Source organism: Treponema sp. Marseille-Q4523 (assembly GCF_016901105.1).
Taxonomy (GTDB): Bacteria; Spirochaetota; Spirochaetia; order Treponematales; family Treponemataceae; genus Treponema_D.
Window position 1 is genome coordinate 19,834 of the sequence record NZ_JAFEVM010000017.1, and the last position, 24,799, is coordinate 44,632.

At 49.5% G+C, this 24,799-nt stretch carries 23 protein-coding genes; 19 read left to right on the top strand and 4 right to left on the bottom strand.

Translation table 11 applies throughout. The features are described 5' to 3' along the window. Window positions 1–2 precede the first annotated feature (2 nt). From JSQ97_RS06865 to JSQ97_RS06875, 3 genes are read left to right on the top strand one after another with little or no spacing between them, the layout of a single operon-like run. Complete coding sequence (locus JSQ97_RS06865; protein ID WP_205075375.1) at window positions 3–887, top strand: ABC transporter permease subunit; 885 nt, start codon at window positions 3–5, stop codon at window positions 885–887. After that, window positions 871–1,677, top strand: coding sequence for a hypothetical protein (locus JSQ97_RS06870; protein WP_205075376.1), 807 nt, complete (start codon window positions 871–873; stop codon window positions 1,675–1,677). The genes JSQ97_RS06865 and JSQ97_RS06870 overlap by 17 nt, the downstream gene beginning before the upstream one ends. Further along, window positions 1,674–3,128, top strand: coding sequence for an ATP-binding cassette domain-containing protein (locus tag JSQ97_RS06875; RefSeq protein ID WP_205075377.1), 1,455 nt, complete (start codon window positions 1,674–1,676; stop codon window positions 3,126–3,128). Before JSQ97_RS06870 ends, JSQ97_RS06875 begins: the two co-directional genes overlap by 4 nt. A gap of 191 nt (window positions 3,129–3,319) precedes the next feature. Here JSQ97_RS06875 and JSQ97_RS06880 read toward each other — a convergent pair whose 3' ends face one another. Both JSQ97_RS06880 and JSQ97_RS06885 read right to left on the bottom strand, forming a co-directional pair. Next, window positions 3,320–3,583 carry a type II toxin-antitoxin system RelE family toxin gene (locus JSQ97_RS06880; RefSeq protein ID WP_205075378.1) on the bottom strand — a complete coding sequence of 88 codons (264 nt, stop codon included), beginning with the start codon at window positions 3,581–3,583 and terminating at the stop codon, window positions 3,320–3,322. Then, window positions 3,580–3,843: a hypothetical protein gene (locus tag JSQ97_RS06885; RefSeq protein ID WP_205075379.1), complete on the bottom strand. Its 264-nt coding sequence runs from the start codon at window positions 3,841–3,843 to the stop codon at window positions 3,580–3,582. Before JSQ97_RS06885 ends, JSQ97_RS06880 begins: the two co-directional genes overlap by 4 nt. A gap of 446 nt (window positions 3,844–4,289) precedes the next feature. Here JSQ97_RS06885 and guaA point away from each other — a divergent pair, with 446 nt between their 5' ends. The 3 genes from guaA (at window position 4,290) to JSQ97_RS06900 (ending at window position 8,760) form a co-directional block, all read left to right on the top strand. Continuing rightward, window positions 4,290–6,146, top strand: coding sequence for a glutamine-hydrolyzing GMP synthase (gene guaA / locus JSQ97_RS06890; protein ID WP_205075380.1), 1,857 nt, complete (start codon window positions 4,290–4,292; stop codon window positions 6,144–6,146). Between the two features lie 425 nt (window positions 6,147–6,571). Further along, window positions 6,572–7,099, top strand: a complete 528-nt coding sequence (locus tag JSQ97_RS06895) for a GNAT family N-acetyltransferase (protein ID WP_205075381.1) — start codon at window positions 6,572–6,574, stop codon at window positions 7,097–7,099. Window positions 7,100–7,269: 170 nt separating this feature from the next. Then, the gene (locus tag JSQ97_RS06900; RefSeq protein ID WP_205075382.1) at window positions 7,270–8,760 is read left to right on the top strand and encodes a nicotinate phosphoribosyltransferase; all 1,491 of its coding nucleotides are present in this window, start codon (window positions 7,270–7,272) and stop codon (window positions 8,758–8,760) included. A 135-nt stretch (window positions 8,761–8,895) separates the two neighbouring features. On the opposite strand, the gene JSQ97_RS06905 is transcribed toward JSQ97_RS06900, so the two are convergent. Both JSQ97_RS06905 and JSQ97_RS06910 read right to left on the bottom strand, forming a co-directional pair. Continuing rightward, window positions 8,896–10,164: a YeeE/YedE family protein gene (locus JSQ97_RS06905; RefSeq protein ID WP_205075383.1), complete on the bottom strand. Its 1,269-nt coding sequence runs from the start codon at window positions 10,162–10,164 to the stop codon at window positions 8,896–8,898. 24 nt (window positions 10,165–10,188) lie between these two features. Further along, a complete protein-coding gene (locus tag JSQ97_RS06910) occupies window positions 10,189–11,886 on the bottom strand; it encodes an FAD-dependent oxidoreductase (RefSeq protein WP_205075384.1) in 1,698 nt (565 codons plus the stop codon). 250 nt (window positions 11,887–12,136) lie between these two features. Here JSQ97_RS06910 and JSQ97_RS06915 point away from each other — a divergent pair, with 250 nt between their 5' ends. The 13 genes from JSQ97_RS06915 (at window position 12,137) to ulaA (ending at window position 24,632) form a co-directional block, all read left to right on the top strand. Next, the gene (locus JSQ97_RS06915) at window positions 12,137–13,684 is read left to right on the top strand and encodes a BglG family transcription antiterminator (RefSeq protein WP_205075385.1); all 1,548 of its coding nucleotides are present in this window, start codon (window positions 12,137–12,139) and stop codon (window positions 13,682–13,684) included. Continuing rightward, a complete protein-coding gene (locus tag JSQ97_RS06920) occupies window positions 13,668–14,144 on the top strand; it encodes a PTS sugar transporter subunit IIA (RefSeq protein WP_239447015.1) in 477 nt (158 codons plus the stop codon). The genes JSQ97_RS06915 and JSQ97_RS06920 overlap by 17 nt, the downstream gene beginning before the upstream one ends. A gap of 227 nt (window positions 14,145–14,371) precedes the next feature. Beyond that, entirely contained in the window at window positions 14,372–14,632 is a 261-nt protein-coding gene (locus JSQ97_RS06925; RefSeq protein ID WP_021329861.1) for an HPr family phosphocarrier protein, read from the top strand. A 6-nt stretch (window positions 14,633–14,638) separates the two neighbouring features. After that, window positions 14,639–16,282, top strand: a complete 1,644-nt coding sequence (ptsP, locus tag JSQ97_RS06930; RefSeq protein ID WP_205075386.1) for a phosphoenolpyruvate--protein phosphotransferase — start codon at window positions 14,639–14,641, stop codon at window positions 16,280–16,282. A gap of 4 nt (window positions 16,283–16,286) precedes the next feature. Then, a complete protein-coding gene (locus JSQ97_RS06935) occupies window positions 16,287–16,646 on the top strand; it encodes a PRD domain-containing protein (protein WP_205075387.1) in 360 nt (119 codons plus the stop codon). Between the two features lie 14 nt (window positions 16,647–16,660). Then, the gene (locus JSQ97_RS06940; protein WP_205075388.1) at window positions 16,661–17,032 is read left to right on the top strand and encodes a DUF2620 family protein; all 372 of its coding nucleotides are present in this window, start codon (window positions 16,661–16,663) and stop codon (window positions 17,030–17,032) included. A 36-nt stretch (window positions 17,033–17,068) separates the two neighbouring features. Next, window positions 17,069–18,391 (top strand): YhfT family protein, encoded by a 1,323-nt coding sequence (locus JSQ97_RS06945; RefSeq protein ID WP_205075389.1) that lies wholly within the window; start codon window positions 17,069–17,071, stop codon window positions 18,389–18,391. A 70-nt stretch (window positions 18,392–18,461) separates the two neighbouring features. Then, window positions 18,462–19,352: a phosphotriesterase family protein gene (locus JSQ97_RS06950; protein WP_205075390.1), complete on the top strand. Its 891-nt coding sequence runs from the start codon at window positions 18,462–18,464 to the stop codon at window positions 19,350–19,352. After that, window positions 19,352–20,455, top strand: a complete 1,104-nt coding sequence (locus JSQ97_RS06955; RefSeq protein ID WP_205075391.1) for an aminotransferase class V-fold PLP-dependent enzyme — start codon at window positions 19,352–19,354, stop codon at window positions 20,453–20,455. The genes JSQ97_RS06950 and JSQ97_RS06955 overlap by 1 nt, the downstream gene beginning before the upstream one ends. Window positions 20,456–20,471: 16 nt before the next feature. Next, window positions 20,472–21,638 carry a YhfX family PLP-dependent enzyme gene (locus JSQ97_RS06960; RefSeq protein WP_205075392.1) on the top strand — a complete coding sequence of 389 codons (1,167 nt, stop codon included), beginning with the start codon at window positions 20,472–20,474 and terminating at the stop codon, window positions 21,636–21,638. Window positions 21,639–21,640: 2 nt separating this feature from the next. After that, on the top strand, window positions 21,641–22,849 hold the full coding sequence (locus tag JSQ97_RS06965; RefSeq protein WP_205075393.1) for a phosphopentomutase: 1,209 nt from the start codon (window positions 21,641–21,643) through the stop codon (window positions 22,847–22,849). A gap of 127 nt (window positions 22,850–22,976) precedes the next feature. Beyond that, a complete protein-coding gene (locus JSQ97_RS06970; protein WP_021495724.1) occupies window positions 22,977–23,261 on the top strand; it encodes a PTS sugar transporter subunit IIB in 285 nt (94 codons plus the stop codon). 102 nt (window positions 23,262–23,363) lie between these two features. Then, window positions 23,364–24,632 (top strand): PTS ascorbate transporter subunit IIC, encoded by a 1,269-nt coding sequence (ulaA, locus tag JSQ97_RS06975; RefSeq protein WP_205075394.1) that lies wholly within the window; start codon window positions 23,364–23,366, stop codon window positions 24,630–24,632. Window positions 24,633–24,799 lie beyond the last annotated feature (167 nt).

Here is a 24,799-nt window from a genome sequence, read left to right on the forward strand (position 1 = left end):
CTATGCGTTTTCTGCGCTTTTTGATTCGAGAATTCATCATCCACGGCATCGTATTTGCCGTGGCGGGAACACTCGTGCTTTCGGCATTTTATCTGCTTTCGATCGGTGCGCCGGCTGAAAGCTATGCCGAAGCGGCACGGTCGTTTTTGCTGCTTATTTCGGGGTCGGAAGATTTTTCGATCGCGCATCCGGGCTTCAGCTCGGGTCAAATCATCGCGTCGGGGGCCGCCGTCACCTTACCGCTGACGTTGCTCTCGCTCTTTATTTTGACCGTCATCGCCCTCGCCTCTTCCGCGTATGCCGTAACGGGACAGTACATGGCCGAGCACCACGAATATGCCGGAGCCGAACGCTTCGGCGGATTTTTGGGCTTGGTAACGTCCGTTCTCGCGGCGGTACCGCTGTTCGTCGGCTTTTGGGTTTTGGCGAATGCTTTCGGAAGCGACGCCCCGTTTATCATCATCGCGCTTATCACCGTAGTGCTCGGCGGGCTTTCATGGGATGCAACGAACTTCCTCAAAGCCGACATGCTTAGGCAGGTCAATTCCACGCACGCGGTCGTATTTTCAACGCTCGGCCGCAATTTGGGACGATTTTTTCCGCTGCCGGAAACCTATTCGGGTTACCTCTTCTCTTCGAGTCTGCCGCGTTTTATCCCCTACCTTGCGGGTAAAGTGCCGGCGATCATCGGAGGAGTTACGATCGCGGAAATCGTATTTTCATTCCCGGGACTCGGCAGTACGCTGCTCGACGCGCTGCTCGCGACGAATACCGATTTGCTCGTAGCGTCGGTGTTTATCCTTTTGTGCGTCAACGCGGTCGTAGCCTTTTTGGTAAAGACCGTTCTATTCCTGATTTATCCGAGGTGGTATGAAAAAGCTATTTAATATCCTCAAAATACTGTGCATCGTTGTTTTGATATCGCCTCTCGCACTTTCATGGCTTCCGTCGTCTTCTTTTGCAGGTCTCGCGCCCCAAAGGATCGTCGACTCCGGTTATTTTACGTCTCTCGTCTCGTCGTTCAAAGAGCTTTCGATTACCCTTGCGGCGACCGTGCTTTTCGCGATGTTGCTGAGCTTTATACTCGGCTACATAAGCGTGCTTAATATGCACGTCGGACGAAGTTTTGCAAATATCCTCAATGCGGTGGAATCGATTCCGGCGATCCTCGTAGCGCTCTTTTGCTACGCTCCGGTATCGGGCTACCTCGCGCGGCACACGAGCGCGGCATCGACGATGATGTCGCTCGTCGTATTCGTGCTCGCCGCCACGGTGACGACGCTGCCGGAAGCCGTGCGGAGCATCGCGATCCCGCTCATCGATCTGTACAACCGAAAATACAGCTTGTCGTTCCGCTCGTACGGATTTCCGAAGATGCGTATTCTCGCCATTTTGATGACGACCGATCTGATGCGCAGTACGTTCCGCCGCGTTGCGGCGGGCATTTTGCTGAAAACGCTCGTCCTCGACTGTTCGTTCGGTTTTATCATTCAGCTCGGCTTCGGCAGCTACGGCACCCCTGCTCACTTGAGCCCGGGCGCTCTGATCGCCGCGCACCGAGATGCGCTATTTGAAGGAGGCGACCCGATCCTCTTTTGGATCCCGTCCGTCGTGCTCATCGCGATCAGCGTCGCCTTTTTGATCGTGCTGAACGAAAAAGAGGGAGGAAACGCATGACACCCATCTCGCTTGATAATTTTTCGATCCGTCTCGGTGAGCGCGTGCTCCTCAAAAATTGCAACTTTTCACTTGAAGCGCATGCTTCGGCCGTCATCATGGGACCGACGGGCACCGGTAAATCGGTATTTTTGAAATCCGTTGCGGGCATTCTCTCTACGAAGATTTTTACGTTCGAAGGAGGCATGAAAGTAAACGGGATCCCCGCGTATTTCAACCACAAGCTCGGCTTCGGCGAATGGTCGCAGATCGCACAGTCGGGGCTGATGTTCATACCCGCGGAAACCGCACAGGTTATGAACCCTGCTTTGACGCTTGATCAAAACCTCGCCCTGCTCGCTCCCGGTCAGCGGCCGGTCATCGTCGAGCGCCTGACAAAATATTTTTCACTCGATTTTGAAGCGTTTGCGCGCCTCTACCCCGACGAAATTTCGGGCGGCGAAATGCAGCGCATCACGCTCATGATCCTCCTGTCGAGAAAAGGAAATCTCATCCTTTTGGACGAGCCGACCGTAAACCTCGACCGGAATCTCAGAAAGCATTTCGTAACGTTTTTGAATAACGAAATACTCGGTCCGAAAGATAAAACCTTTCTCATGGTCAGCCACGACCTCGACTTCATAAAGCGCCTGACGCTCGATAAAGCCTTTATGCTCAAAGACGGCGTTATCGAACAGATGAAAGAACTTCCCGAAATGGAAGGGTACGAAAAACCCGAAGCGAAAAAAGGTGCGTCGGGGACTGCGATCGAATTGAAAAACGTGTCACAAACGTATTTCAAGCGCGGTATCTTCGGAGAACGCACTTTCACCGCATTCAAAGGATTGAATCTCAAATTCGAACGCTCGACCGTATACGGACTCACCGGTCCTTCAGGCTGCGGAAAGTCCACGACGATCAAAGCGATCCTCCGTCTGCTCGACAGCACCAAGGGACAGATCCTCATGGAAGGTTCCGATTTGGTCGCCTTAAAGCCGAAAGAAACGGGAAGAGATCCGAAAGCATTTAAGCCGTTCCGCCGCCGCATGACGGTCGTACAGCAGGACTCGCGCTTTTCGTTTTTCCCCGACTTGAGCATCCGCGATTCGTTCAAACAGATTTCCGCGTCAAGTGAAGGCGGCACGATCGAAGAGCTTGAAAAGAACCTCGAAAAGGTCGGCCTTACGAGTGCAAACCTCGACGAGCGGCCTCAGCAGCTGTCGTCAGGAGAGATGAAGCGCATGGACATCGCGCGCGCGCTGACCGCAAAGCCGGATATCCTCCTGCTTGACGAACCCTTCGCGCACATCGATTTCGAAACGCGCTTGAAAGTCATGCAGGCGATTTCCGAATACCTCGCCGAACATGCGACGATTTTGGTCATCGTCACGCACGAGGATTTCGACCTCCGCTACTTTGTAGAAAAGAGCTTCGATTTCCCCGAACTGGTCGGCCAGTTTACCGGAAATTGAGCAATTCGTACGCGTTCCGCGCTTTGATAAAAACGCGGGCGCGTTAAGCGTTGCAGTAAAACGTCCCGCTTCCCGCGGGACGTTTTTTTATCGGAGATATCGGAAAGCAGGCAAGTTTTGAAACGGCTCATCTTTTATTGCCGGACGGAAAATATGCGTACGTAAATTTCTTTCTAAAAGGTTCAGGCATATTACTTGTATTCATAAACATCGCGCCTATGCCCGACGTCTACAACGAGAATACAAAGCTCGTCATTTTTTATATCACAAAGGATTCTGTAATCTCCAACACGATAGCGCCATAAGCCGATATAATTTCCGACCAAAGCCTTACCTCTGGCTCTCGGATCATCGAGCTTCGAAACTTCGTCCATATAGTCAAGAATCCTTACCTTGACCGAGTTATCTAATTTTTTTAACTGCTTTCTCGCATCTTCCGAATATACAACTCTCACAATCCGAATTCCTTACGGAGTTCATCACTTGTATATGTCTTTCCATTACTCTTTTTAAATCTTTCCAAAGCGGCGATGGCGACATCATAATCCGCCTTATTTTCCAAACAGTCTTTCATAAAGCTGCTGACAGCCTTATTGATAAACCAACTGCGCGAACAACCGCGCTCTTTACAATAAGCATCCACTTCATCAAATACGGTACCGGTAATGCTGAAACTCATGATTTTGGTCTTAGTTTTCTTTCGAACATTCTGCATAAAAACCTCCCGTAAAACATCAAGGCTCTCTAAAAACTGCAGTTTTTAGAGATAACTTTAAAATACCTAAAAGCTTGATCCGATACGATAGTACAAGCATTTTTAATAATATTATCAACACTATTAGTATTTGTCAAGCACTCTCCAAAAACATAAAAATGCCGTCCTAATGCTCTTACAATGCGTGTGCGCCGTCTTACAAAAAAGCGATAGTGTGATATAATAAGCGAACGGTTGGCGCATTTTTGAAAAATCGATATTTTTTGCAATGCCGTATTTTAAACAATAGGGCACCACTAAAAACTGCAGTTTTTAGTGGTAACTTTGAAAGTGCGATGTTGTAACTCGCGATACTACCAGCGAGTTACAACTCGTCAGCATCTCGAAAAAATCGCTAAAGGTGACTTTTTCGAGATGCCCAATATTTTTTACAGACAGGAAATACTATGCCGCTCTCAAAAATCATCGTTCTCGATTTCGGAAGTCAATATGCGCACTTGATCGCAAAGCGTTTCCGCGCTCTCGGTTATTATTCGGAAATCGCCCTCCCCTCCGCTCCTCTTTCGGAAATCGAAGGGGCAAAGGGGATCGTTTTAAGCGGGGGACCCGCTTCGGTGTACGACGCGAATGTCCCCGTCTTCAACAAATCGATTTTGGATTCCGACATTCCGATTTTGGGGCTTTGCTACGGACACCAGCTCATGGCGCAGCATTACGGCGGAAAAGTGGAAAAAGGCGAGGCGGGAGAATTCGGAATCGCTCATCTCACGATCGACCCAAACACCGCGTCCCCGCTTTTTTCCGGCATCGCTTCCCCTATGCAAGTGTGGATGAGCCATCAGGATGAAGTGACGAAGATCGCGGAAGGATTTGAAAAAACGGGCAGCACGGAAAACTGTAAATACGCAGCTTTGCAAAACCTTGCAAAAAAGCGTTTCAGTCTGCAGTTCCACTGCGAAGTTGCCGACACACCGTGCGGCAACGAAGTGTTCGAAAACTTCGCTCGATTTTGCGGTATGGAAAAAAATTGGGATGAACAAGCGGTTTTGGAAATGATAACCCGCGACATACAACGGGAAGCTCAAGATAAAAACGTGCTGCTTTTTTTAAGCGGAGGCGTCGACAGCAGCGTCACCTTTGCGCTTTTAAATAAAGCGCTCGGACAGGATCGCGTGCTTGGACTGCATATCGATAACGGCTTTATGCGTAAAGGTGAAAGCAAAGCCGTCGCCGAACACTATCGCAAAGCGGGTTTTACCAATTTTATCGTTGAAGACGCGAGCAAGCGCTTTTTGAAAGCCGTGAGCGGCCTTGTCGATCCGCAAAAAAAACGTATCGCGGTCGGAGAAACCTTTATCGCCGTTCGAGACGCCATCGTCGCCGAAAGGCACTTGGACGGGGAATCATGGATGCTCGCACAAGGCACGCTCTACCCCGACATCATCGAATCGGGCGGCACGAAAAATTCGAAGGTCATCAAAACGCACCACAACCGCGTCGAAGGAATCCAATCGCTCATAGAAAAGGGTTTGATAATCGAACCGCTGAAAAATCTTTACAAAGACGAAGTGCGGAACATAGGAAAAAAGCTCGGTCTCGCCCCTTCCCTCATCCGCCGCCATCCTTTCCCCGGCCCGGGCCTTTCGATCAACGTGTTGTGTTCGGACGGTACGATGAGCGAAAAAGACAAAACTGATTTTAAAAACGCTGAAAAAGAAATAGAGGCGATGCGCATTCCGCTTTCACAAACCGTAACGAATCGATATGCGCTTCCGGTGCGTTCGGTCGGCGTGCAGGGAGATTTCCGTACCTACCGCTTTCCGGCAGTGCTTTCATTCGAAACGCTTGCAGACGGTTTTTACCGTACACCCGAAGATTGGGACGCACTTGAAGCGGCATCGTCTCACATCACGAATAAGGCTTCTTTTATAAACCGCACGCTCATCCGCCTCTACCGAAAGCCGGGCGTAAAGCTTTCGCTGCAAAAAGGCTATTGCGATAAAGGGCGGCTCGACAGGCTTCGCGAAGCGGACGCCATCGCGCTCGAAGCGCTTTACGAATCGGGATGGTACGATAAAGTGTTCCAACATTTGACGATCGACTTGCCCTATGCGTCCTCGCCCGACCGCGCAAGCTTCGTGCTCCGCCCCGTATGCAGCGAAGACGTGATGACCGCGCGCTTTGCACACTTGCCGCAGGATGTACTTGAGCGCATCGTACAAAAAATCGCCGCCCTCCCCTTTGTCGATGCGGTCTACTACGACGCGACGAATAAGCCGCCTGCGACGTTCGGTTGGGAATGATCGGTACACGTATACCCTCTTACAACTTGTTAATTTTTTTTATGCAAAATTGATTTCCGTGCAGGAATTATTTTCTACTTGACTTTTCGCTTCATCGATTGTATATTTGTAATAATCCTTGCAGGTTTTTTTCCTGCTTCGATACGCGATGCCGTACGGGATACATCTTTTTGCTGTACATTCCGTATCGTAAGGTTTTTCCGAAGGCAGTCGCGTCATTGGCAACCCGGCAAAAGTAAAGCCGGAAGAGGGATTCGCTATGCGGAGCCGGACCGCAAATCCGGAATTGCGGGAAAGAGCAAGTAGGCGTTTTGCCGAACATCTTTCCCTCTTGTTTTTTTTAAGCGCAAAGCCGCGCGACGTAAACCGTGATAAAAGCGTATGCACGACTGTACACGCGGCATAAAATCGCTTACAATAATAGTATGATATTCCGTGCAGCCCTACCGTCGGATATCCGCGCGATTATGGATATCGAAGGCGCATCCTTTGACGCCGCTACGCGTGAAAGCGAAGAGGTGTTTTTATCGCGCATCGAAATCTGCAAAAACTGTTTTATCGTCTTCGAAGATGCACCTTCACATACAATTTGCGGCTATTTCAGTGCGGAAAAATGGGAGCACATTCCCGACGGCGACAAAGCCTTTTCGCTCGAACACGACCCCGCCTCTTCACATCGCCCTACAGGCAGCGTACTCTATTTGAGTTCCTTTGCCATCCTCCCTTCATACCGCTCAAAAGGCATCGGAAAAAAGCTTTTCGCCCAATCGGTCGACCGGTTTTCGTCACAGAATCCGGAAGTAAAAACCGCACTTCTCCTCGTAAACGAAGCGTGGCGGGGTGCACTGCACATCTACAAAAAAAACGGATTTTCGGAATTTCGCCGCATCGAAAATTTTTTTACCGAAGACGGCGTAAAAACGGCCGGTATCGTCATGACGAAAGCGCTGTAAAGCGGCATCACATACGCACTCGATTTTGATTTTGACTAAATACGGTAAATCAATTACAATACGGCTTGTCAGGGAATGCAGCGTAAGACGGATGCCGGCAAAGCGCGCAAAAAACCTCTCTGAAAAATCGCGGATGCGCGATTATCGATTTTTATCAATGAGGTATTTGTATGAAAGAATCCGAAGCGAAATCTTCCCCGACGGAAAGTTGCGGCATCACGAGCGCGCTCTTTACCGACTTTTACGAACTCACGATGGCGCAGGGCTATTGGAAAGAAAAGATGAACCGCCCCGTCGTCTTCGATATGTTTTTCAGGCGCCAGCCGTGGGCGGGAGGTTTTTCCGTCCTCGCGGGAAACGAAACGCTTCTCGACGTTCTCACGTCATTCCGATTTGAAGAGACCGACATCGCTTACCTCGCCGAACAAAAGATATTCGATAAAGGTTTTCTCGATTATTTAAAGGATTTTTCGTTCGGCGGAGACGTCTACATGATGGACGAAGGTTCGGTGATTTTTCCGCAGGAACCGCTTATCCGAATCCACGCAAATCTCATCGAAGCGCAGATCGTCGAAGGATTGATTTTAAATTACGTAAACTTTCAAAGCCTCATCGCAACGAAAACAGCCCGCGTATGGCTCGCGTCGAACAAGGGGAGCCTCATGGAATTCGGTTTGCGCCGTGCGCAGGGCCCCGACGGAGCGATGAGCGCATCGCGCGCAGCCTTCATCGGAGGAGCTGCGGGAACGTCGAACACGCTTGCGGGAAAGCGATACGGCATCCCGGTTATGGGAACGATGGCGCATTCGTGGATCATGTCGTTTTCGTCCGAACTCGAAGCCTTCCGTGCGTACGCGAAAATCTACCCCGAGCATTCTGTCTTTTTGATCGATACCTACGATACGTTGAAATCGGGGATCAAAAACGCGATCATCGCGGGCAAAGAGCTCGCCGAAAAAGGATATAATTTCGGTGTACGCCTCGATTCGGGCGATATCTCCTATCTGTCGACGGAAGTGCGGAAAGAACTCGATGCGGCGGGCCTGCCGAACGCGAAGATTTCCGTTTCAAACGAGCTCACCGAAGACATCATTTCAACGCTCGTCGCCGAGCATGTTCCGATCGACAGCTGGGGCGTCGGCACGCACATGGTGACGGGCGGAAAAGAATCGTCGTTTACGGGCGTGTATAAGCTTGCCGCCCGGCACGATGAAAAAACGGACGCCCTCATCCCCGCGATGAAGTTTTCGGACAATCCGGCAAAGACGACGAACCCAGGCATAAAAAACGTATTCCGCCTCTACGACGAGTGCGGTATGGCGAAAGCCGACATCCTCGCCCTCGACGGAGAAAAAATCGAAGGAGGAAAAGAATACCGATACTATCACCCGATGATCGACTATCGCCAATTCGCGTTTACGGCATCCCGTGTCGAACCGCTTTTAAAAAAGCGAGTCGAAGGCGGGAAACGAACGACGGCGCGCATTCCCGACAGCGAACAGCTTACGATAAGCCGGAAGACGATGCGGGAACAGCTCGAAACGCTCGACGAATCGTATAAGCGCTTATTGAATCCTCACATCTATAAAGTGTCCATAACGGAAAAACTGAAAGATTTGAAGCTGCACTTTATCAAAGACAATATCGCGCGCGGCGAATAAAAAAAGCCGCCGGAAGAACCGCGCAGTACCGCACTTTACAAATGCAAAATCCGGTACTGCGCACCAAGCGAAAGCGAACGAAGTTTTCGCCGAAAGCATATTAAAAAATACTTTCAAAACTCGCTATTTAGGATATTACTTTCTGCCGCAAGCGCGGTACAGTTTTTTGAGGATCGCATTTCCGAAAATGCCGCCCGCGACGAGCGCAATGAAAAAGATCCAGCCGGAAAGCGAAAAGTTTGCAATCGGCGTATAGAGCGCTCCGACGTTGCAGCCGTTCGAAAGTCGCGTACCGAATCCCATCGCAAAGCCGCCGACTGCATAAATGAGGGCGTCGATGGGCGTAATTTTAAGACCGCTCGTAAAGACCTTCGTAAACATGCCGGCCATAAGCAGATAGATAAGCGTACCGACAACGATGCCGATATTTTGCATATTCATCGGATTTTCGGTAAAGGGCACCGTAAAGGGGCCTGCGGGCTTATTAGCAAACGATGTAATCGCATCGGTTGAGACACCGAAAACTCTCAGGAGTCTTCCGAACCAAAAGCCGAACGGCGTCGACGCGCCCCAGCCTTCTTTCGTAACGCCCATGAGCAGCGTAAACAAAACCGACAGAATCACCGCGCCTTCGACAAGTGTCCACGGTTTTACAAAAAGACGGTCATAGGTAGCGCCGCTCAAAATTGTATAGTGCGCGCTGTCGAGATCTGAAAGTTTTTCCTGCACTGTTTCCGTATCGACGCCGGTGTACGTATTCGATTGCTTGCGCTTTTTTTCATAGAGATACGAGAGTGCGATAACGATACCGGCAAAGACCATCGTTACGGCTATCGCTCCGATGTACTCGATACGCTTGTTGCCGCCGAACCAGTCGGGAATAAATACACCGCTCGGGAAGGTTGCCGTCGAAACGAGGGATTTTTTTACCCAGTCCGCTTTCGCCTGGATCGGAAAGCCGACGAATACGCCGATGCCGAAAAAGAGGAGCGTAATGAGCGCGCGCGGTAAACCGGTTACCAAATCGGTGAGCGTGCCGGTCGCACAGCACGACGAACAGCTCATACCGAAACCGAACAAGACGCCGCCGATGACAAGTCCCGCATTGATCGGGTTGACCCAGAGATCGTACTTTGTCGCGTCGCCGAAAATCAAAAACGATGCGGTGAGGATCGCCGAAAGAACAAACATGAGCATGAGAGCGCGCATGAGCTTTGTAGAACCTGCGCGATAGGCGCGGTTGATACTGCCGGCGAATCCGAAAAACGAACGCGAAAGCACATAGCCGAGCGCGAGCCCCATGACCCAGCGGAAAAAAACCATATCCGTTTTTAATAAAGCGGATCCCGACGCGATGCACAAAATAAGCAGCGCGACTCCGATAATCTTTTCAATCGTTTTCATATTATCTCCCTTAATAATTAATATTTAATTGAAATTATAAGCTGTGACGATGGGCTTTCTGTTTTGCACTTTATCGGTAAAGTATTCGTATTCGCTCACGCCGAGAAAAGAGCCCATGATATTGTACACGTTTTTCCAGCCGCTGCCCTGCAGCGCGCAGATTGCGTTATAGCTTCTCTGGCTCGAACGGCAGTGCAAGTACACGGGTTTGTCTTTCGGTATTTCGTTCATGCGCTCTCGCAGTGCGCTGAGGGGGATGTTGACCGCGTTTACGATGTGTCCCGCTGCATATTCTTTCGGCTCTCGCACATCGACGATGTACGCATTCGCTTCAACGAGTTCGCGCACTTTCGTAACGGGTACTTGTTTAAACACTCCGTTCAATATGTTGAGACCGACAAGCGCCGCGTGATTGACGATGTCTTTTGCGGTGCCGAACATCGGCGAGTAACACAATTCGAGCTCTTTCAAATCTTCGAGCGTTCCGTGCAGCATAATGCAAGTCGCGATGACATCGATGCGCTTATCGACCGCACCTTTTCCGATCGCCTGTGCGCCGATGATCGCTCCCGACGGTTTTTCGAAAATCAATTTGAAAAAGAGCGGATTCGCATTCGGCATAAGAGAGACTTTATCGCCGGGGATGACGTACACGTAATCGTAATCGATTCCCGCATCTTTACACGCCTTTTCGTTTAAGCCGGTGCACGCCGCATTGAAATCGAAGCAGCGGATAACCGACGAACCGATGACGCCGGTGTTGCGGTGCGGAATGCGGTACATATCGTCGGCGGCCGCTCTCGCTTCTCTTTGGGCGGGACCTGCGAGCGTGAGGCGCGTTTTTTTATTTGTGATAAAGTGCGTCACTTCGACCGCATCGCCTACGGCGTAGATGTCGGGGACGTTCGTGCGGTAATTGTGATCGACGAGGATGCCGCCCGTCGCACCGAGCGCGACGCCTGCAGATTTTGCAAGTTCGGTTTCAGGCCGTACGCCGAGCGCCATGATGACCGCCCCTGCAGCGATCTTTTTGCCGCTTTCGGTCGTAATGTCTTTTTCGCCGATTTCTTTGATGCCGTCGCCGAGGACGAGAGCAACGCCCTTATCGTACATTTCTTTGTGCAAAATCTGTGCCATATCGTGATCGAATGGCGCGAGCACTTGGTCGAGTTTTTCGACGATCGTGACGTTTTTTCCGGCAAGCTTAAAGTTTTCGGCGACTTCAATGCCGATAAAACCGCCGCCGACTACGACGATATCGCTTACCGAATGCTCCGTAACGTAATCGTCGATCTTTTTGATATCGACGACGTTGCGTACCGAAAATACGTGGCCTCGATCGATGCCGGGGATCGATCGAGGCATGACGGGAGACGCGCCCGGAGAAAGGACGAGCGTATCGTAGCTTTCGTCGAATTCTTTTCCGCTCGTCAAATCCTTGACGCTAAGGGTTTTTTGCTCGGCGTTTACTTTGAGCACTTCGTGCGACGTTTTCGCGACGATATTGTATTGTTTTTTAAATTGTTCGGGCGACATAAGCACGAGATCGTCACTCTTTTTTACGATCCGGCTCAAAAAAAAGGGCAGCGAACAGTTCGAAAACGAAACGTTCGGCCCCTTTTCAAACATAATCACTTCAGCACTTTCATCGAGCCTTCGGGCACGGGCAGCAACGGAAGCACCTCCTGCGACTCCGCCGACGATTACGATCTTTTTTGCCATTTTTTTCAATTACCTCCTGTTTTAGTATGTTATTGAGTATACATCCCATAATTAAAAACTGTCAAGATTGATATAAATATTTGTTTTATAATTGTTACATATCTCAAAAATAAAGGCATACATCGGCAAGTTCGGTAGTGAAAATACGGGTATCGAAAACGGTAAAGATGACGCCAAACCTTCCTGTCAACAAAAATTTAATTTTCCTTTACAAGACTGGAAAAGTCGAGTTATGATAGACTATTACGGTATGGATATTCGAATAGCCTCCATCATCAATATCTTATTCGACGCGAACGATTATATCTCTTCCATCGTTATCGCGGAAAAATTGGGTATCAGTGAAAGCACGCTGTTCCGACTGTTGCCGCAGCTGGAGGAGTGCACGGCGTCCTACGGTTTGTCCCTTTCCAAACTGCGCGGCAGAGGTTTTATGCTGAGCGGCAGCGAAAAGGCGAAAAAAAACCTCATTGCAGATTTTGCGCAAAAAAATTACAAGCCCGAATTTTCACCGGCGGAAAAAAGCTTTTTAGCCTTTCTCCATCTGCTCAATGAAAAAGACGCGGTAAAGCTCGCCTCCCTTGCAAACGTTTTAAAAATATCGGAAAGCGGAGCTGCAAAGATCGTATCCGAACTTGAAACACGTCTTACCGGCTCGGGCTGCGAAATCATCCGCAAAAGAGGTTTCGGCACCTGTATCGGCGGAAGCGAAATCGCAGTCCGCCTCGCAGCTCTAAACAGCGCCTGCCTCTATGTAAATTTCAACGAATTGATGAGCCTGCTCTACGCCTACATTCATCGCTCGGCATCGGAGCGGAACATATTGAAACTGTATTCATTTACATCCGCCGTCTTTGAATTTTTCGATGCCGAAACGACGATAAAAAATAATTTCGATATCGTCGAAACTATCGAACGCAGTACCGGCGTTTCTTTTTCCGATATCGATTTTATCCTCATGTTTTTGTACATCGGCATAACGGAACTGCGACGCAAAAACGGTTTTTTTATAGAGCCGTCTGCGGACGAACGAACCGAAAAGGATGAAAGCGAAGCGAAGATTGTGCAAGCCGTTTCCGATGCGGATTTTTTTATCGGCGGCAATCCTCAGTGCGACAACGAAATACGGGTTTTGACGGAAGTATTTCAAAGCACGGAAGCGTACAACAATATCCTGCCGAATCAAAAAGAATACGAACGTATCGCCGAAGATTTTATAACGTTTATCGAAGGCGCTTTGGACGGCCGCGTCGCGGAACAGAAAAGAACGGCATATATCGTTTACCTGCAGATACTGCACTTGATAAAAAGGCACAAGGGACTTTTTTCCATTCAGCAAAATACATCACGCCTTGCCGAAAATATCGTTCTCAAAAACAACGGTATGCAAAAAATCGTCAAACCTGCGGCCGAATACCTGCAAAAGCGTTTACACATTCCCGTTTCCGAAGAAGACGGAAGCGTTATGCTCGGCTTTATCTCTCCTTTTTTCGAGCGCAATACGCGGAAAATTTCCGCCGGACTCGTATGCGCTTCGGGTCTCGTCTTCAGCAGCATATTGAAAGAAAAGCTCGGCAAAGCATTCCCCGAATTGGATCCGATCGAAACGATTTCCATCCGAAAATTAACCGATGCATACGTAAAAGAAAACAATATCGATTTTATTATTTCGTTTATCGAAACCGCGCCTCTTGCAGTCCCTGTTGCTCACATTTCGGTCAGGCTCGAAGATTCGGACATCGAACAGGTAAAATCGATACTGCAAAATATACGACGGGGGTATGAAAATGCTGGCTGATTTTATTTTACAACACAAAACGTTCGCGCTCAAAGCGCAGTTTGCGACATGGCAGGATGCCGTAAAAAAAAGCGTCGATCTGCTCATCGACTGCGGATGCGCCTCTCCATCGTACTACGAGGCCATACTGCAGTCGGTACGGGATTTCGGTCCCTACTTCGTGATCGCCCCCGGCATCGCGATGCCGCACGCAAGGCCTGAAAACGGCGCTCTGAAACTCGGCTACAGCTTGGTGTGTTTGCACGAGCCGATCGTCTTCGGACACAAAACGAACGATCCCGTCGACATTCTGCTGTGCATTACGGCGCCCGACAAACAATCCTTAAATGAAAAAGCGATCATCGAAGTGATGACGCTGTTCGACAACGACGACGCATTGGCGGCTCTACGCAAAGCGGAAACGGAAGCCGATTTGGAAAAAATATTCGGTCAAATGTCGAGTTTGGAAAATATCAGCTGATAACACTGTGTTTACGGCGAGAACCCGTCCGCTTAGCCGAGGTCGAGCTTTTTAAGACAGGCTTCCGTAAGCCTAACGCTCGAAACGGCACGCAGCCGGAACCTCACCGTAAGCATAATTTTATTTATTTTCCAAACTCGCCATTCATTGATACATGAGACAGTTGGAAAATTTCGAGTTTTAAAAAACTCGAAATTGAACCTATTGAAAACTGCGGAGGCGCATACATGATTGCACAAGAGATAACGATTCAAAATCCGACGGGATTACACACGAGACCGGCAAACGATTTTATCACGCTGGCAAACACTTTCGGCTGCGCGATTACGATTCGCAAAGGCGATAAAAGCGCAAATGCGAAAAGCATTATCAAACTGCTGCGTATCGGAATTTCGCAAAACGACGTCATCACGCTGGAAACCGACGGCGACGACGAAAAAGAAGCGATGGACGCTTTGACGAAATTTCTGGCCGAACTGAAGGAGTAGCGCGGCATGTATAAAGAATTGCACGGAACGGTATTATCCGACGGCTTGTGTATCGGACGGATCGTAAAATCGGCGCACCGAAAAAAACGGGATACGGAGCAAAAGATAGGCGCTGATGCGATCGACGCCGAATGTGCCCAATTTCAAAACGTAAAAAATACCGTCCGGCAAAAACTCGAAGCGCTCATGCACAAAGCCGATGCGGATTCGGACAAGGCGCAGGTCGATATTTTAAAAAGCTATATCGCGATTTTGGACGATCCCGAACTCGAAAACGACGTCATCGAAAAAATAAAAAACGATTTCGATACGCTGCAAGCCTCCCTCGCCCATACCGCAGACGAATATGTCGAAGCTATGAGCGCTTTGGAAGACGAATACCTGCGCGCACGGGCGGACGACTTCAACGAATTGTTTTCGATGCTGCTCTTTTGCACGGATCCCGAAACGGCACAAGCACCGCTCTTGACGGAACCGTCCGTTTTGGCAGCCTATGCGGTCACGCCGGTCGATATGGCCGAATTGGATAAAACGCTCCTTTTGGGGATCGTCTGCGAAACGGGCAACAGAACATCTCACGCGGCCATCATCGCGCGCGCAAACGGCATTCCGATGCTTTCGAATATCCCCTACGACACAGCGGAAAACGGCGATACCGTCATCATCGACGGAAAAGCGCTGTTCGTAAACCCGGACGAAGAAAAGATACGGTCGTACGAAAAAAAATACGCCGAAGTGCAGGCGGAAAAGCGCTTGCTGCAGACGCTCACGGAAAAGAGAGCCGTAACGCTCGACGGTACGGTTATAGAACTCGAAGCGAATATCGGTTCGGAAGCGGAAGCGGAAAAGGCTTTGCAGGAACGCGCGGACGGCATCGGTTTGTTCCGCACCGAATTTATTTTAAATGAAAATCCGGATCGCATTCCGTCGGAAGAGCGTCAATACAAAATCTATGCGGCCGTTTTGAAAGCGATGCACGGAAAGCCCGTGACGATCAGAACCTTCGATATCGGCGGAGATAAACAGTACCCGTGCCTGGCGATGCCGAAAGAGGAAAATCCGTTTTTAGGCTGGCGCGGCATACGCTTTTGTTTGGACAATAAAGATTTTTTTTACACGCAGCTGCGCGCGCTTTTTCGCTCAAGCACGGAAGGAAAACTGCACATCATGTTTCCGATGATCACGGAAGAAGAGGAAGTGCGGCGGATTTGCGAAATCGTTTCGGAAATAAAAAGCGATTTGGACGCCCGGCACATTCCCTACAGTAAAGACGTGCAAATCGGCATCATGATCGAAACGCCGGCTGCCGCTCTCATCGCGGAACGGCTCGCTCCCCTCGTCGATTTTTTCAGCATCGGTTCGAACGATTTGACCCAGTACACGCTCGCCGCGGACAGGGGCAACGACAAGATAAGCGCCCTCTACCGAGAATCGCATCCTGCCGTATTGCGTCTTATACAAAACGTCATCGAGGCGGGCAAAAAATACGGCAAACACGTTTCCGTCTGCGGAGAGATGGCGGGAGACGTTTCTTTTACAAAAAAATTGCTCGATATGGGATTGCGCTGCTTCAGCATGTCGCCGGCAAACATACAAAAAGTCAAAAGAGCGATCCTTTCGGCAACAATAGAGGAATACACAGAGGAATGATCACATGGAAGATCTGATATACAGATTATCGCTGCTGACCGAAAACAAAGTCATCGCGGAGACGACAAAAGAAAAAATCGTTACAATGATTTCTCATTTGGATTCCAAATACGGGATTTCGCTGAACGAAGAAAACGGCAGCCGCTTCGTCACGCATTTGGCGATGGCGCTCACAAGAATCGAAAAAGGAGAAGGCATCACCGAAGTTTCCGATACGATGATAAAAGAAATCGAACGGGAAAAGAATTTCGATGCGGCTAAAGCGCTCGCCGAAGAACTCGAACGCGATATCTTCAAAACGGAATTCCCGATGCAGGAGCGGTATTTTATTATCACCAATTTATTAATACTTATGGACGAATAAGGAGGCATACTGAGATGGCAAAGAAGATCGCCGTCGGCGGACAGATGGATAAACAGCTGATCGCAAAGCTCGTCGCGCAGTACGGAGGCGAAGAGGTTGCGGTCGATATAAAGGGCGATATCGAAGCTGCTATGGGTGTCAAAACAAATGCGTACGATTACTATGTCGGCGCATGCGCTACCGGAGCCGGAGCGGCGCTCGCTATGGCCATAGGTTTGCTCGGAGCGGGACAGTGCGTTTCGCTCAGCATTCCGGGTAAAATTTTAAGCGACGAAGAGATAGCGCAAGCGGTCAACGACGGGAAAAAAGCATTCGGTTTCGTCAATACCGACGCGGAACGGGTACTGCCGGTTTTGGTACAAGCGATACTGAAAAAAGAAAACTAGAAAAACTTAATAAAATCTTTCAGGAGGAAAAAGAAAATGATTTTTCACATCAATGTATTGACCGTTTTGGTCATGGCGGCTTTGGGAGGACTTTCGTCCCTCTTGGCAAATCAAAGCATCGCCGTCTTTCACGACGGACTGAGACCGCTCTTGCCCCAGTACTTGAACAAAGCGATGGACAGACGAAGTCTCTTTGCGACAAGTTTTGCACTGTCGTTCGGTCTCGTTATCGGATTCGGTTTGCCGACATCGATTACGGGAAAAATCATCATCGTGCATACGATTCTGCTCGCCTGCGATATCATCGGTACGGCGTTCAACGATACGAAACGCGGTATGATTTTGTCGGCGGCGGTCGGCTGCGCATACGGCATACTCCTGCTCTTCGGTATGCAGGCGATCATGGATCTGTTTGCAAAAATGCCCATCAACTTTACAAGCAATTTAAGCAGCGTCGGAAATTTGATCATCATTTCGTTTTGCGTGTTTCCCGCAATCGCCGTCGCTTACCAAAAGGGCGTCAAAACGGCAGCCGTCGTCCTCGTATTGACGATGCTCATCAAGCACGTTACCTCTCTCTACGGAAAGTTTACGGTCAACGGAGTAAAGGTCGCGCTCAACGCGGACGGTATGGCTCTCCTCTTCGGTATCTGTGCGATGCTTGTCGTCGCCGCCCGCGTCAAATCCGATAAAACGGGAGAAGCGACGAAAGTGTTTTCGCTGTTTGAAGACAATATCGCGCGCATACGTAAAAACGTCGTTTTGCTTGCGATAAGCGGAGGCGTCGTAGCGCTTGCGACGACGCTGCTCTTGATTTCCGAAGGCCCCGCGTCGCTGACTTTGACCGCAGAGGGAAATTACACGGAAGCCGCTATGGTAGCGCTCGGAAGGATGCTCGGCTTTATCCCGCTCGTCATGACGACCGCTATCATGTCGGGCGTCTATTCGCCTGCCGGAACGAAAGCCGTGCACGTCCCCGCCCTCCTGCTCATCAACTTCGGCATACTCGGTTTGGTCGGATCCTTCTTTATCGGCGCGCTGATCATGGTCATCGAAATCCTCTTGCTCAACGTTATCGCAAAAGGTATGGATAAATCGCCCGGATTAAAGGATTTGGGAGACAATACGCGGACGGCCATGTCGAAAGTGTTGGATTTGGCGCTCCTCGTCGGCGGTATGATCGCCGCAAACGCCATAGCACCGACGATGGGATACATCCTCGTCATCGGTTTGTATTTCTTAAATCAGAATTCGAAAAAGCCGATACCGACGATGGCGGTGGGACCTGTCGGCGCGATATGCACGGGTATTTTGGTAAACATTCTGCACGTGATAGGATTGTTCCCCGTCGCAAAATAATTTAATAATTTTATCGGCGAGTTTTATGCGTATCCGATGCGCCGTAAGACTTGCCGTGTCAGGAGTTTTTATGCTTGCAGACGGTTACACGCTGATGCACGAACACATTCATATCGATCTGTCGAAGGTAAAAAACAATGTGGACTGCCGGCTCGACTGCAGGGAAGAGACGGTCGCCGAATTAAAAAAGCTCTATGCAAAAGGCGTACGAAATATAACCGAAGTTACGAATATCGGCATGGGAAGAGACGTACGCTATGTCGCTTCCGTCGCCTGTGAAACGGGCATCAATATCCTCTGCGCTACCGGCTTTTATAAAGAGCCTTTTTTGCCCGAGTATATCTATGAAAAAAGCGAACGCGACATCGCCGGTATCATGATCAAAGAAATCACGGAGGGTATCGACGATACGGAAATCAAAGCGAGCATCATCGGCGAAATCGGCTCAAGCGAAAATGCGATAAGCGATATCGAAAAAAAAGTGTTCAATGCTGCGATCATCGCGCACAAAGAGACGGGCACCCCGATAACGACGCACACGACACTCGGAAAACTCGGAGCGGAACAGATCGCTCTTTTTAAAAAGCAAAACGTCGATCTCGGCCGCATTTGCATCGGACACCTCGATTTAAGCGGCGATATGGACTATATACTCAAAATACTCGAATCGGGAGCATACGTCGAATTCGATACGATCGGAAAAAACAATTATATGCCGGACGACGTCCGCATCTCCATGCTGCTGGAAATCGAAAAAAGAAATTTAATAGACCGCATGTTTTTTTCGATGGACATCACGCGGAAGTCGAATATGGAACACAAAGGCGGCATAGGCTATTGCTATCTTTTCGACACGTTTATTAAAAATCTGCTCGGTGCGGGATTCAAAACGAGTTCGATAGAAAAAATATTAAAAGAAAATCCGAAAAAATTTTACGGACAGACAGAGGACAAACACTGATGCGCGCATATCCGCTCGAATCCGTCAGCCTGCGCGGCGCGATGGAAAAACAATTTGCATTGGTCGATATCATCACAAAACATTTCAGCGGTTCAGAATTTCTTTCTACAGGGGATTTGGGACTCAATACCGCCGTACATAAACCCGTGTGTACCGAAACTGCGGAAAAAGTGTTGGCCGAATTTTTCCATGCGGAAGCATGTATGTTGACGCGGGGAGCGGGCACGCAGGCGATCCGCTGGGGACTCATGTCCGCGCTGCACCCGTCGGACTGCATCCTCGTACACAGCGCACCGATGTACCCGACGACGGAAGTGAGCGTCGCATCGATGGGACTCCGCGTCGTACGCGCAGACTTCAACGACGATGAAAGCATCGTTCGCGCACTCCGGGAAAACGATATCGCGCTCTGTCTCGTGCAGCATACACGCCAAACGCTCGACGATGCCTACGATCTGCAGCACGTAATCGATTTGATAAAAAACGCAAAACAAAAGACGGTCGTACTGGTAGACGATAATTATGCGGTTATGAAAACCGAAAAAATAGGCTGCGAATGCGGTGCCGATCTGTCCGCGTTTTCGCTTTTCAAATTATTGGGGCCCGTCGGCATAGGCTGCCTCGTCGGAAAAAAATCGCTCATCGACACGGTGTGCGCGTACAACTATTCGGGCGGCGGACAAGTGCAGGGGTTCGAAAGCATGGAAGCGCTGCGTTCGTTGGTATATGCTCCGGTCGCCCTTGCGATTCAGGCGGAACAAAACGACAGGCTCTTGCGTGAACTGAACGACCGCGAAAAATTTCCGTACGTACGGCAGTGTCTTTTAGCAAACGCGCAGTCAAAGGTACTGCTCGTCGAATTTGACAAACCCGTCGCGCAAAAGGTATTGGCCGCCGCCGAAAGATTGGGTGCACTGCCCTATCCCGTGGGTGCGGAATCGAAATTCGAAGTGCCGCCGCTGTTTTATCGGGTATCGGGAACATTTTTGAAAAAAAATCCCGAACTGCGCAATACGATGATCAGGATAAATCCGAACCGCAGCGGAGCGCAAACGATCATTCGGATTTTAGACGAAGCGTATAAAGCTGCGACGGCGGATTAAAGGTTTTTATAAGGCTATGTTTTTACAAACACTCATACGGCGAAATCAAAAACTCGTACGCGCGGCATACAAGCTGCATAAAGATTGCAGAATTTTGCCCGATTCGTATGTCATCGATGTCGATATGCTTTTGCAAAATGCGCGCCGTATTGCGGATGAAGCGAAGCGATGCGGCGTACGCCTCTACTATATGACAAAGCAGATCGGGCGAAATCCGTATATAGCGCAAAAACTGGAAGCGCTGGGCTACGACGGCTGCGTCACAGTCGATTTTAAAGAAGCGGAAACGATGATGAAGTACGGCGTAAAACTCGGACACGTCGGTCACCTCGTGCAGATACCGAAAGCTGCGGTAAACGATATCGTAAACTATGCCCCGGAAGCGATTACGGTCTATTCCGCAGAAAAAGCGAAAGAAATTTCCGATGCCGCGCTTCAAGCGCATCGAATACAAAATATCATGCTCCGCATCGTCGGAAAAAGATCGAATATATACGCTGGACAGGAAGCGGGATGTACTGTGAGCGAACTGGAAGAATTAATAAAAAAAATACAAACGTACAAAGGGGTAAAGCTCTCAGGCTTAACGTCGTTTCCGTGTTTTTTATACGATGAGCGGACGCAAAGCGTCGAACGGACGAAAAACATCGAAGATTTGACGGAAGCAAAAACCTATATCGAATCGCGATTCGGCATACCGATCGAACAGATGAATATGCCGTCCGTGACGAGCGTGCGAACCGTACCGCTGATAAAAGAATCGGGCGGTACGCACGGAGAGCCGGGACACGCGCTGACGGGTACGACGCCGTTTAACGTGTACGACGATTCGGCGGAAATACCGGCATACGTATACGTATCGGAAATCTCCCATACATTTAAAAACAAATCGTATTTTTACGGCGGCGGGTTTTATCCGCGCGGGCACTTTGAGCATGCGCTCATCGAAGACGGAGACGGCACACTCGCCCTACAAAACGTATCGGCATTTCCCGCAGGAAACATCGATTACTATTTGGAAACGCCTTCGCGGCAAAGTATCGGAAAGACGGTGCTCGCGTGTTTTCGCACGCAGATGTTCGTCACGAGATCGGATATCGTTTTGGTTGAGGGCATTCAAAGCGATGCTCCGTCGATTATCGGCGTGTATACGGGACAGGGTATAAAAAAAGAAGGTGATTGATAATGGCGCGATTTATCGTTTTAGTGATAGACAGTTACGGGGTCGGCTATATGGACGACGTGCTGCAAGTGCGGCCGCGCGATTACGGGGCTAATACGTGCCGTCATATTTTGGACAGCGTTCCCGATCTGTACTTACCGCATTTCGAGCGGCTCGGTTTAATGAATGCGCTCGGCTGCGATTACAAAAAGATGAAGATGAATGGAGAGGCGGTATTCGGGAAATCGAGACTGCAGCATTACGGCGGCGATACCTTTTTGGGACATCAGGAGATCATGGGTACGCGCACGCAAAAACCGCTTATGAAGCCGTTTTCGTTTTACATCGATCAAGTGGAAGCGGCTTTAAAAGCTGCAGGGCATTCGGTTGTACGCCGAAAACAAAATGCCGAATATTTATGGGTAGACGACTGCGTCGCCGTCGCCGATAACCTCGAAACGGATCCCGGACAAGTATACAATGTGACGACGAGCTTCCGAAATATATCGTTTGAAAAAGAATTGGAAATCGCACAGATCGTGCGGAGCGTCGTCGAAGTCGAACGGGTTATCGTGTTCGGCGGAACGAAGGCGACGACGGAATCGATCCTCGCTGCGGAAACGGAACGGGAAGGAAAGTATATCGGCATCGATGCGCCGAAATCGCTCGTGTACGAAGAAGGCTATATGGTGCGCCATTTGGGGTACGGCGTCGTGCCGGAAGTGCAGCTGCCGTTTTTGCTCGGCAAAAAAAATATTCCGTGCATACTCATCGGTAAAGTTGCCGATATCGTAGCCAACGCTTCGGGAAAAAGTTTTTTGAACCTCGTCGACACGAAAACGATTTTGGATGTAACGATGGAGCGGATATCCTTATGCGATCACGGTTTTATCTGCGTCAACGTGCAGGAAACCGACCTCGCAGGACACGCGCAAAATCCCGAACGCTACGCCGAAGTTCTCGGTATCGTCGACGGCTATATCGGAAAAATCATCCGCCTGTTGAACGAAGACGATATACTCGTCGTAACGGCAGACCACGGAAACGACCCGACGATCGGACATTCGCAGCACACGCGGGAATACGTCCCGCTTTTGATATACAAGCAAGGTGTGCGCGCGGTCAATATCGGCGTCAGAAAAACGATGGCGGATACCGCCGCGACGGCAGCGGAATTCTTTTCGGCAGAAAAGCCCGAAGCGGGAGAAAGCTATCTGTCGTATCTCGTATAGAAAAAGATTGCGAAATTTGCAATTCCGGTGTATCGTATATATGATAATAATATGAGGATGATAAAAAACGGCAAAAAGACTGCCGGCGTTTTTATCTCGCCGTTTAATTGGCTTTATGGGAGGAAGAATGAAAATTCTCGTGGTATGCGGAAGCGGTTTGGGCAGCAGCTTTATGATGGAAATCAACATAAAAAATATTTTGAAAGAATTGGGGCTTTCGGATATTGAAGTTGAGCACACCGATTTAAGCTCCGCAAAAGGTATGCAGGCGGATATCTATATGGGTACCCGCGATATCACCAATCAATTTATCGGATTTAAAGGCGAGATAATCTCTTTGGACAATATGATCGACAAAGAATATATGAAAAGCAAACTCGTCGAAAAGCTCAAAGAGATGAAGGTTATCTGAATTGCCGATCGGAAGAGTTATAATCGGCGATACGGCGCCGCCGCCGGTTATAACTCCCGCTCATTGCAGTGCCGCCGTAAAATCTCTCCGTAGGAGGAAAAGATGGGATTTTTTCGTTTTTTGATGAATGACGTATTGAGCGTTCCCGCCGTGCTCGTCGGATTGGTAGCTTTGATCGGCTTATTGATCCAAAAAAAAGATGCGTCGGAATGCGTAAAAGGCTTTATCAAAAGTATTTTGGGATTTTTGGTGCTTGGAGCCGGTGCATCGGTGATTGTCGGCGCCTTAGGCCATTTTTCGGGTATGTTTCAGTACGGCTTCCATATACAAGGAATCGTTCCGAACAATGAAGCCATCGTGTCCATCGCGCAAAAGTCGATGGGTTCCGAAATGGCGCTCATCATGTTTTTCGGCATGGTGGTAAATATTCTCATCGCCCGCTTTACGCCGCTGAAATACATATTCTTAACGGGACATCATACCATTTACATGGCCATCCTGATCGCCGTCATCCTTTCCGTCGGCGGATTAAGCGGCTGGCTGCTTATCTTAGTCGGCTCGTTGATTTTGGGTTTTGTCATGGCCGTTTTCCCCGCGTGGGCGCAGCCCGTTATGCGGAAAATCACCGGAACGAACGATATCGCATTCGGACACTTCGGTATCTTCGGCTATATGACGTCCGCATATATCGGCAAACTCGTCGGTAAAGGTTCGAAATCGACCGAAGAAATTCAATTTCCCAAATGGCTCGGATTTTTCCGCGATACGCCCGTTGCGATTTCCGTAACGATGGGACTTATCTTCATCATCTCGGCCATCGTCGCAGGCCCCGAATACGTACAGACCAATGAAAGCGGAGGACAAAACTTTATCGTATTTTCGATTTTGCAATCCATCACTTTTGCAGGCGGCGTATATATCGTTTTGTCGGGCGTCCGCTTAATACTCGGAGAAATCGTTCCGGCATTTACCGGTATTTCGCAAAAACTCGTACCGAATGCAAAACCTGCTCTGGACTGCCCCGTCGTATTCCCCTATGCACCGAACGCGGTCCTCATCGGATTTTTGTCGAGCTTTTTGGGCGGTGTTTTGGGAATGCTGTTGTGCATCGTGTTTAAACTGCCGATCATCATCCCGGGCGTCGTTCCCCACTTTTTCTGCGGCGCTTCGGCCGGCGTTTTCGGCAACGCGACCGGCGGACGCAGGGGCTGCTTTTTTGGTTCGTTCATTCACGGCCTGTTGATCACATTCCTGCCGATCATACTCATGCCGCTGCTCGGAAATCTCGGCTTTGTCAGTACGACGTTCAGCGACGCGGACTTCTGTCTGGTCGGTATCGTCTTAGGCGGAATTATCAATATTTTCCACTGATCATAACTTGAGCGGCAAGTAAAACGGATGGAAAATTTCGGGTAAAAAAACTCGAATCGAATCTTAATAATGGGGCTGTCGAAAAAGTAAGCGATTTTTGAGACAGCCCCGCTTGGTTTTATCGGCGCACGGTAACAACGCCTGCCGCATTTTTACATCTTGCTCTC

What these genes read in the sequence shown, in the direction of transcription:
- JSQ97_RS06865 (WP_205075375.1), top strand. Translation starts at nt 3, where the DNA reads ATGCGTTTTCTGCGCTTTTTGATTCGAGAATTCATCATCCACGGCATC.
- JSQ97_RS06870 (WP_205075376.1), top strand. Translation starts at nt 871, where the DNA reads ATGAAAAAGCTATTTAATATCCTCAAAATACTGTGCATCGTTGTTTTG.
- JSQ97_RS06875 (WP_205075377.1), top strand. Translation starts at nt 1,674, where the DNA reads ATGACACCCATCTCGCTTGATAATTTTTCGATCCGTCTCGGTGAGCGC.
- JSQ97_RS06885 (WP_205075379.1), bottom strand. Translation starts at nt 3,843, where the DNA reads ATGCAGAATGTTCGAAAGAAAACTAAGACCAAAATCATGAGTTTCAGC.
- guaA (WP_205075380.1), top strand. Translation starts at nt 4,290, where the DNA reads ATGCCGCTCTCAAAAATCATCGTTCTCGATTTCGGAAGTCAATATGCG.
- JSQ97_RS06895 (WP_205075381.1), top strand. Translation starts at nt 6,572, where the DNA reads ATGATATTCCGTGCAGCCCTACCGTCGGATATCCGCGCGATTATGGAT.
- JSQ97_RS06900 (WP_205075382.1), top strand. Translation starts at nt 7,270, where the DNA reads ATGAAAGAATCCGAAGCGAAATCTTCCCCGACGGAAAGTTGCGGCATC.
- JSQ97_RS06905 (WP_205075383.1), bottom strand. Translation starts at nt 10,164, where the DNA reads ATGAAAACGATTGAAAAGATTATCGGAGTCGCGCTGCTTATTTTGTGC.
- JSQ97_RS06910 (WP_205075384.1), bottom strand. Translation starts at nt 11,886, where the DNA reads ATGGCAAAAAAGATCGTAATCGTCGGCGGAGTCGCAGGAGGTGCTTCC.
- JSQ97_RS06915 (WP_205075385.1), top strand. Translation starts at nt 12,137, where the DNA reads ATGGATATTCGAATAGCCTCCATCATCAATATCTTATTCGACGCGAAC.
- JSQ97_RS06920 (WP_239447015.1), top strand. Translation starts at nt 13,668, where the DNA reads ATGAAAATGCTGGCTGATTTTATTTTACAACACAAAACGTTCGCGCTC.
- JSQ97_RS06925 (WP_021329861.1), top strand. Translation starts at nt 14,372, where the DNA reads ATGATTGCACAAGAGATAACGATTCAAAATCCGACGGGATTACACACG.
- ptsP (WP_205075386.1), top strand. Translation starts at nt 14,639, where the DNA reads ATGTATAAAGAATTGCACGGAACGGTATTATCCGACGGCTTGTGTATC.
- JSQ97_RS06935 (WP_205075387.1), top strand. Translation starts at nt 16,287, where the DNA reads ATGGAAGATCTGATATACAGATTATCGCTGCTGACCGAAAACAAAGTC.
- JSQ97_RS06940 (WP_205075388.1), top strand. Translation starts at nt 16,661, where the DNA reads ATGGCAAAGAAGATCGCCGTCGGCGGACAGATGGATAAACAGCTGATC.
- JSQ97_RS06945 (WP_205075389.1), top strand. Translation starts at nt 17,069, where the DNA reads ATGATTTTTCACATCAATGTATTGACCGTTTTGGTCATGGCGGCTTTG.
- JSQ97_RS06950 (WP_205075390.1), top strand. Translation starts at nt 18,462, where the DNA reads ATGCTTGCAGACGGTTACACGCTGATGCACGAACACATTCATATCGAT.
- JSQ97_RS06955 (WP_205075391.1), top strand. Translation starts at nt 19,352, where the DNA reads ATGCGCGCATATCCGCTCGAATCCGTCAGCCTGCGCGGCGCGATGGAA.
- JSQ97_RS06960 (WP_205075392.1), top strand. Translation starts at nt 20,472, where the DNA reads ATGTTTTTACAAACACTCATACGGCGAAATCAAAAACTCGTACGCGCG.
- JSQ97_RS06965 (WP_205075393.1), top strand. Translation starts at nt 21,641, where the DNA reads ATGGCGCGATTTATCGTTTTAGTGATAGACAGTTACGGGGTCGGCTAT.
- JSQ97_RS06970 (WP_021495724.1), top strand. Translation starts at nt 22,977, where the DNA reads ATGAAAATTCTCGTGGTATGCGGAAGCGGTTTGGGCAGCAGCTTTATG.
- ulaA (WP_205075394.1), top strand. Translation starts at nt 23,364, where the DNA reads ATGGGATTTTTTCGTTTTTTGATGAATGACGTATTGAGCGTTCCCGCC.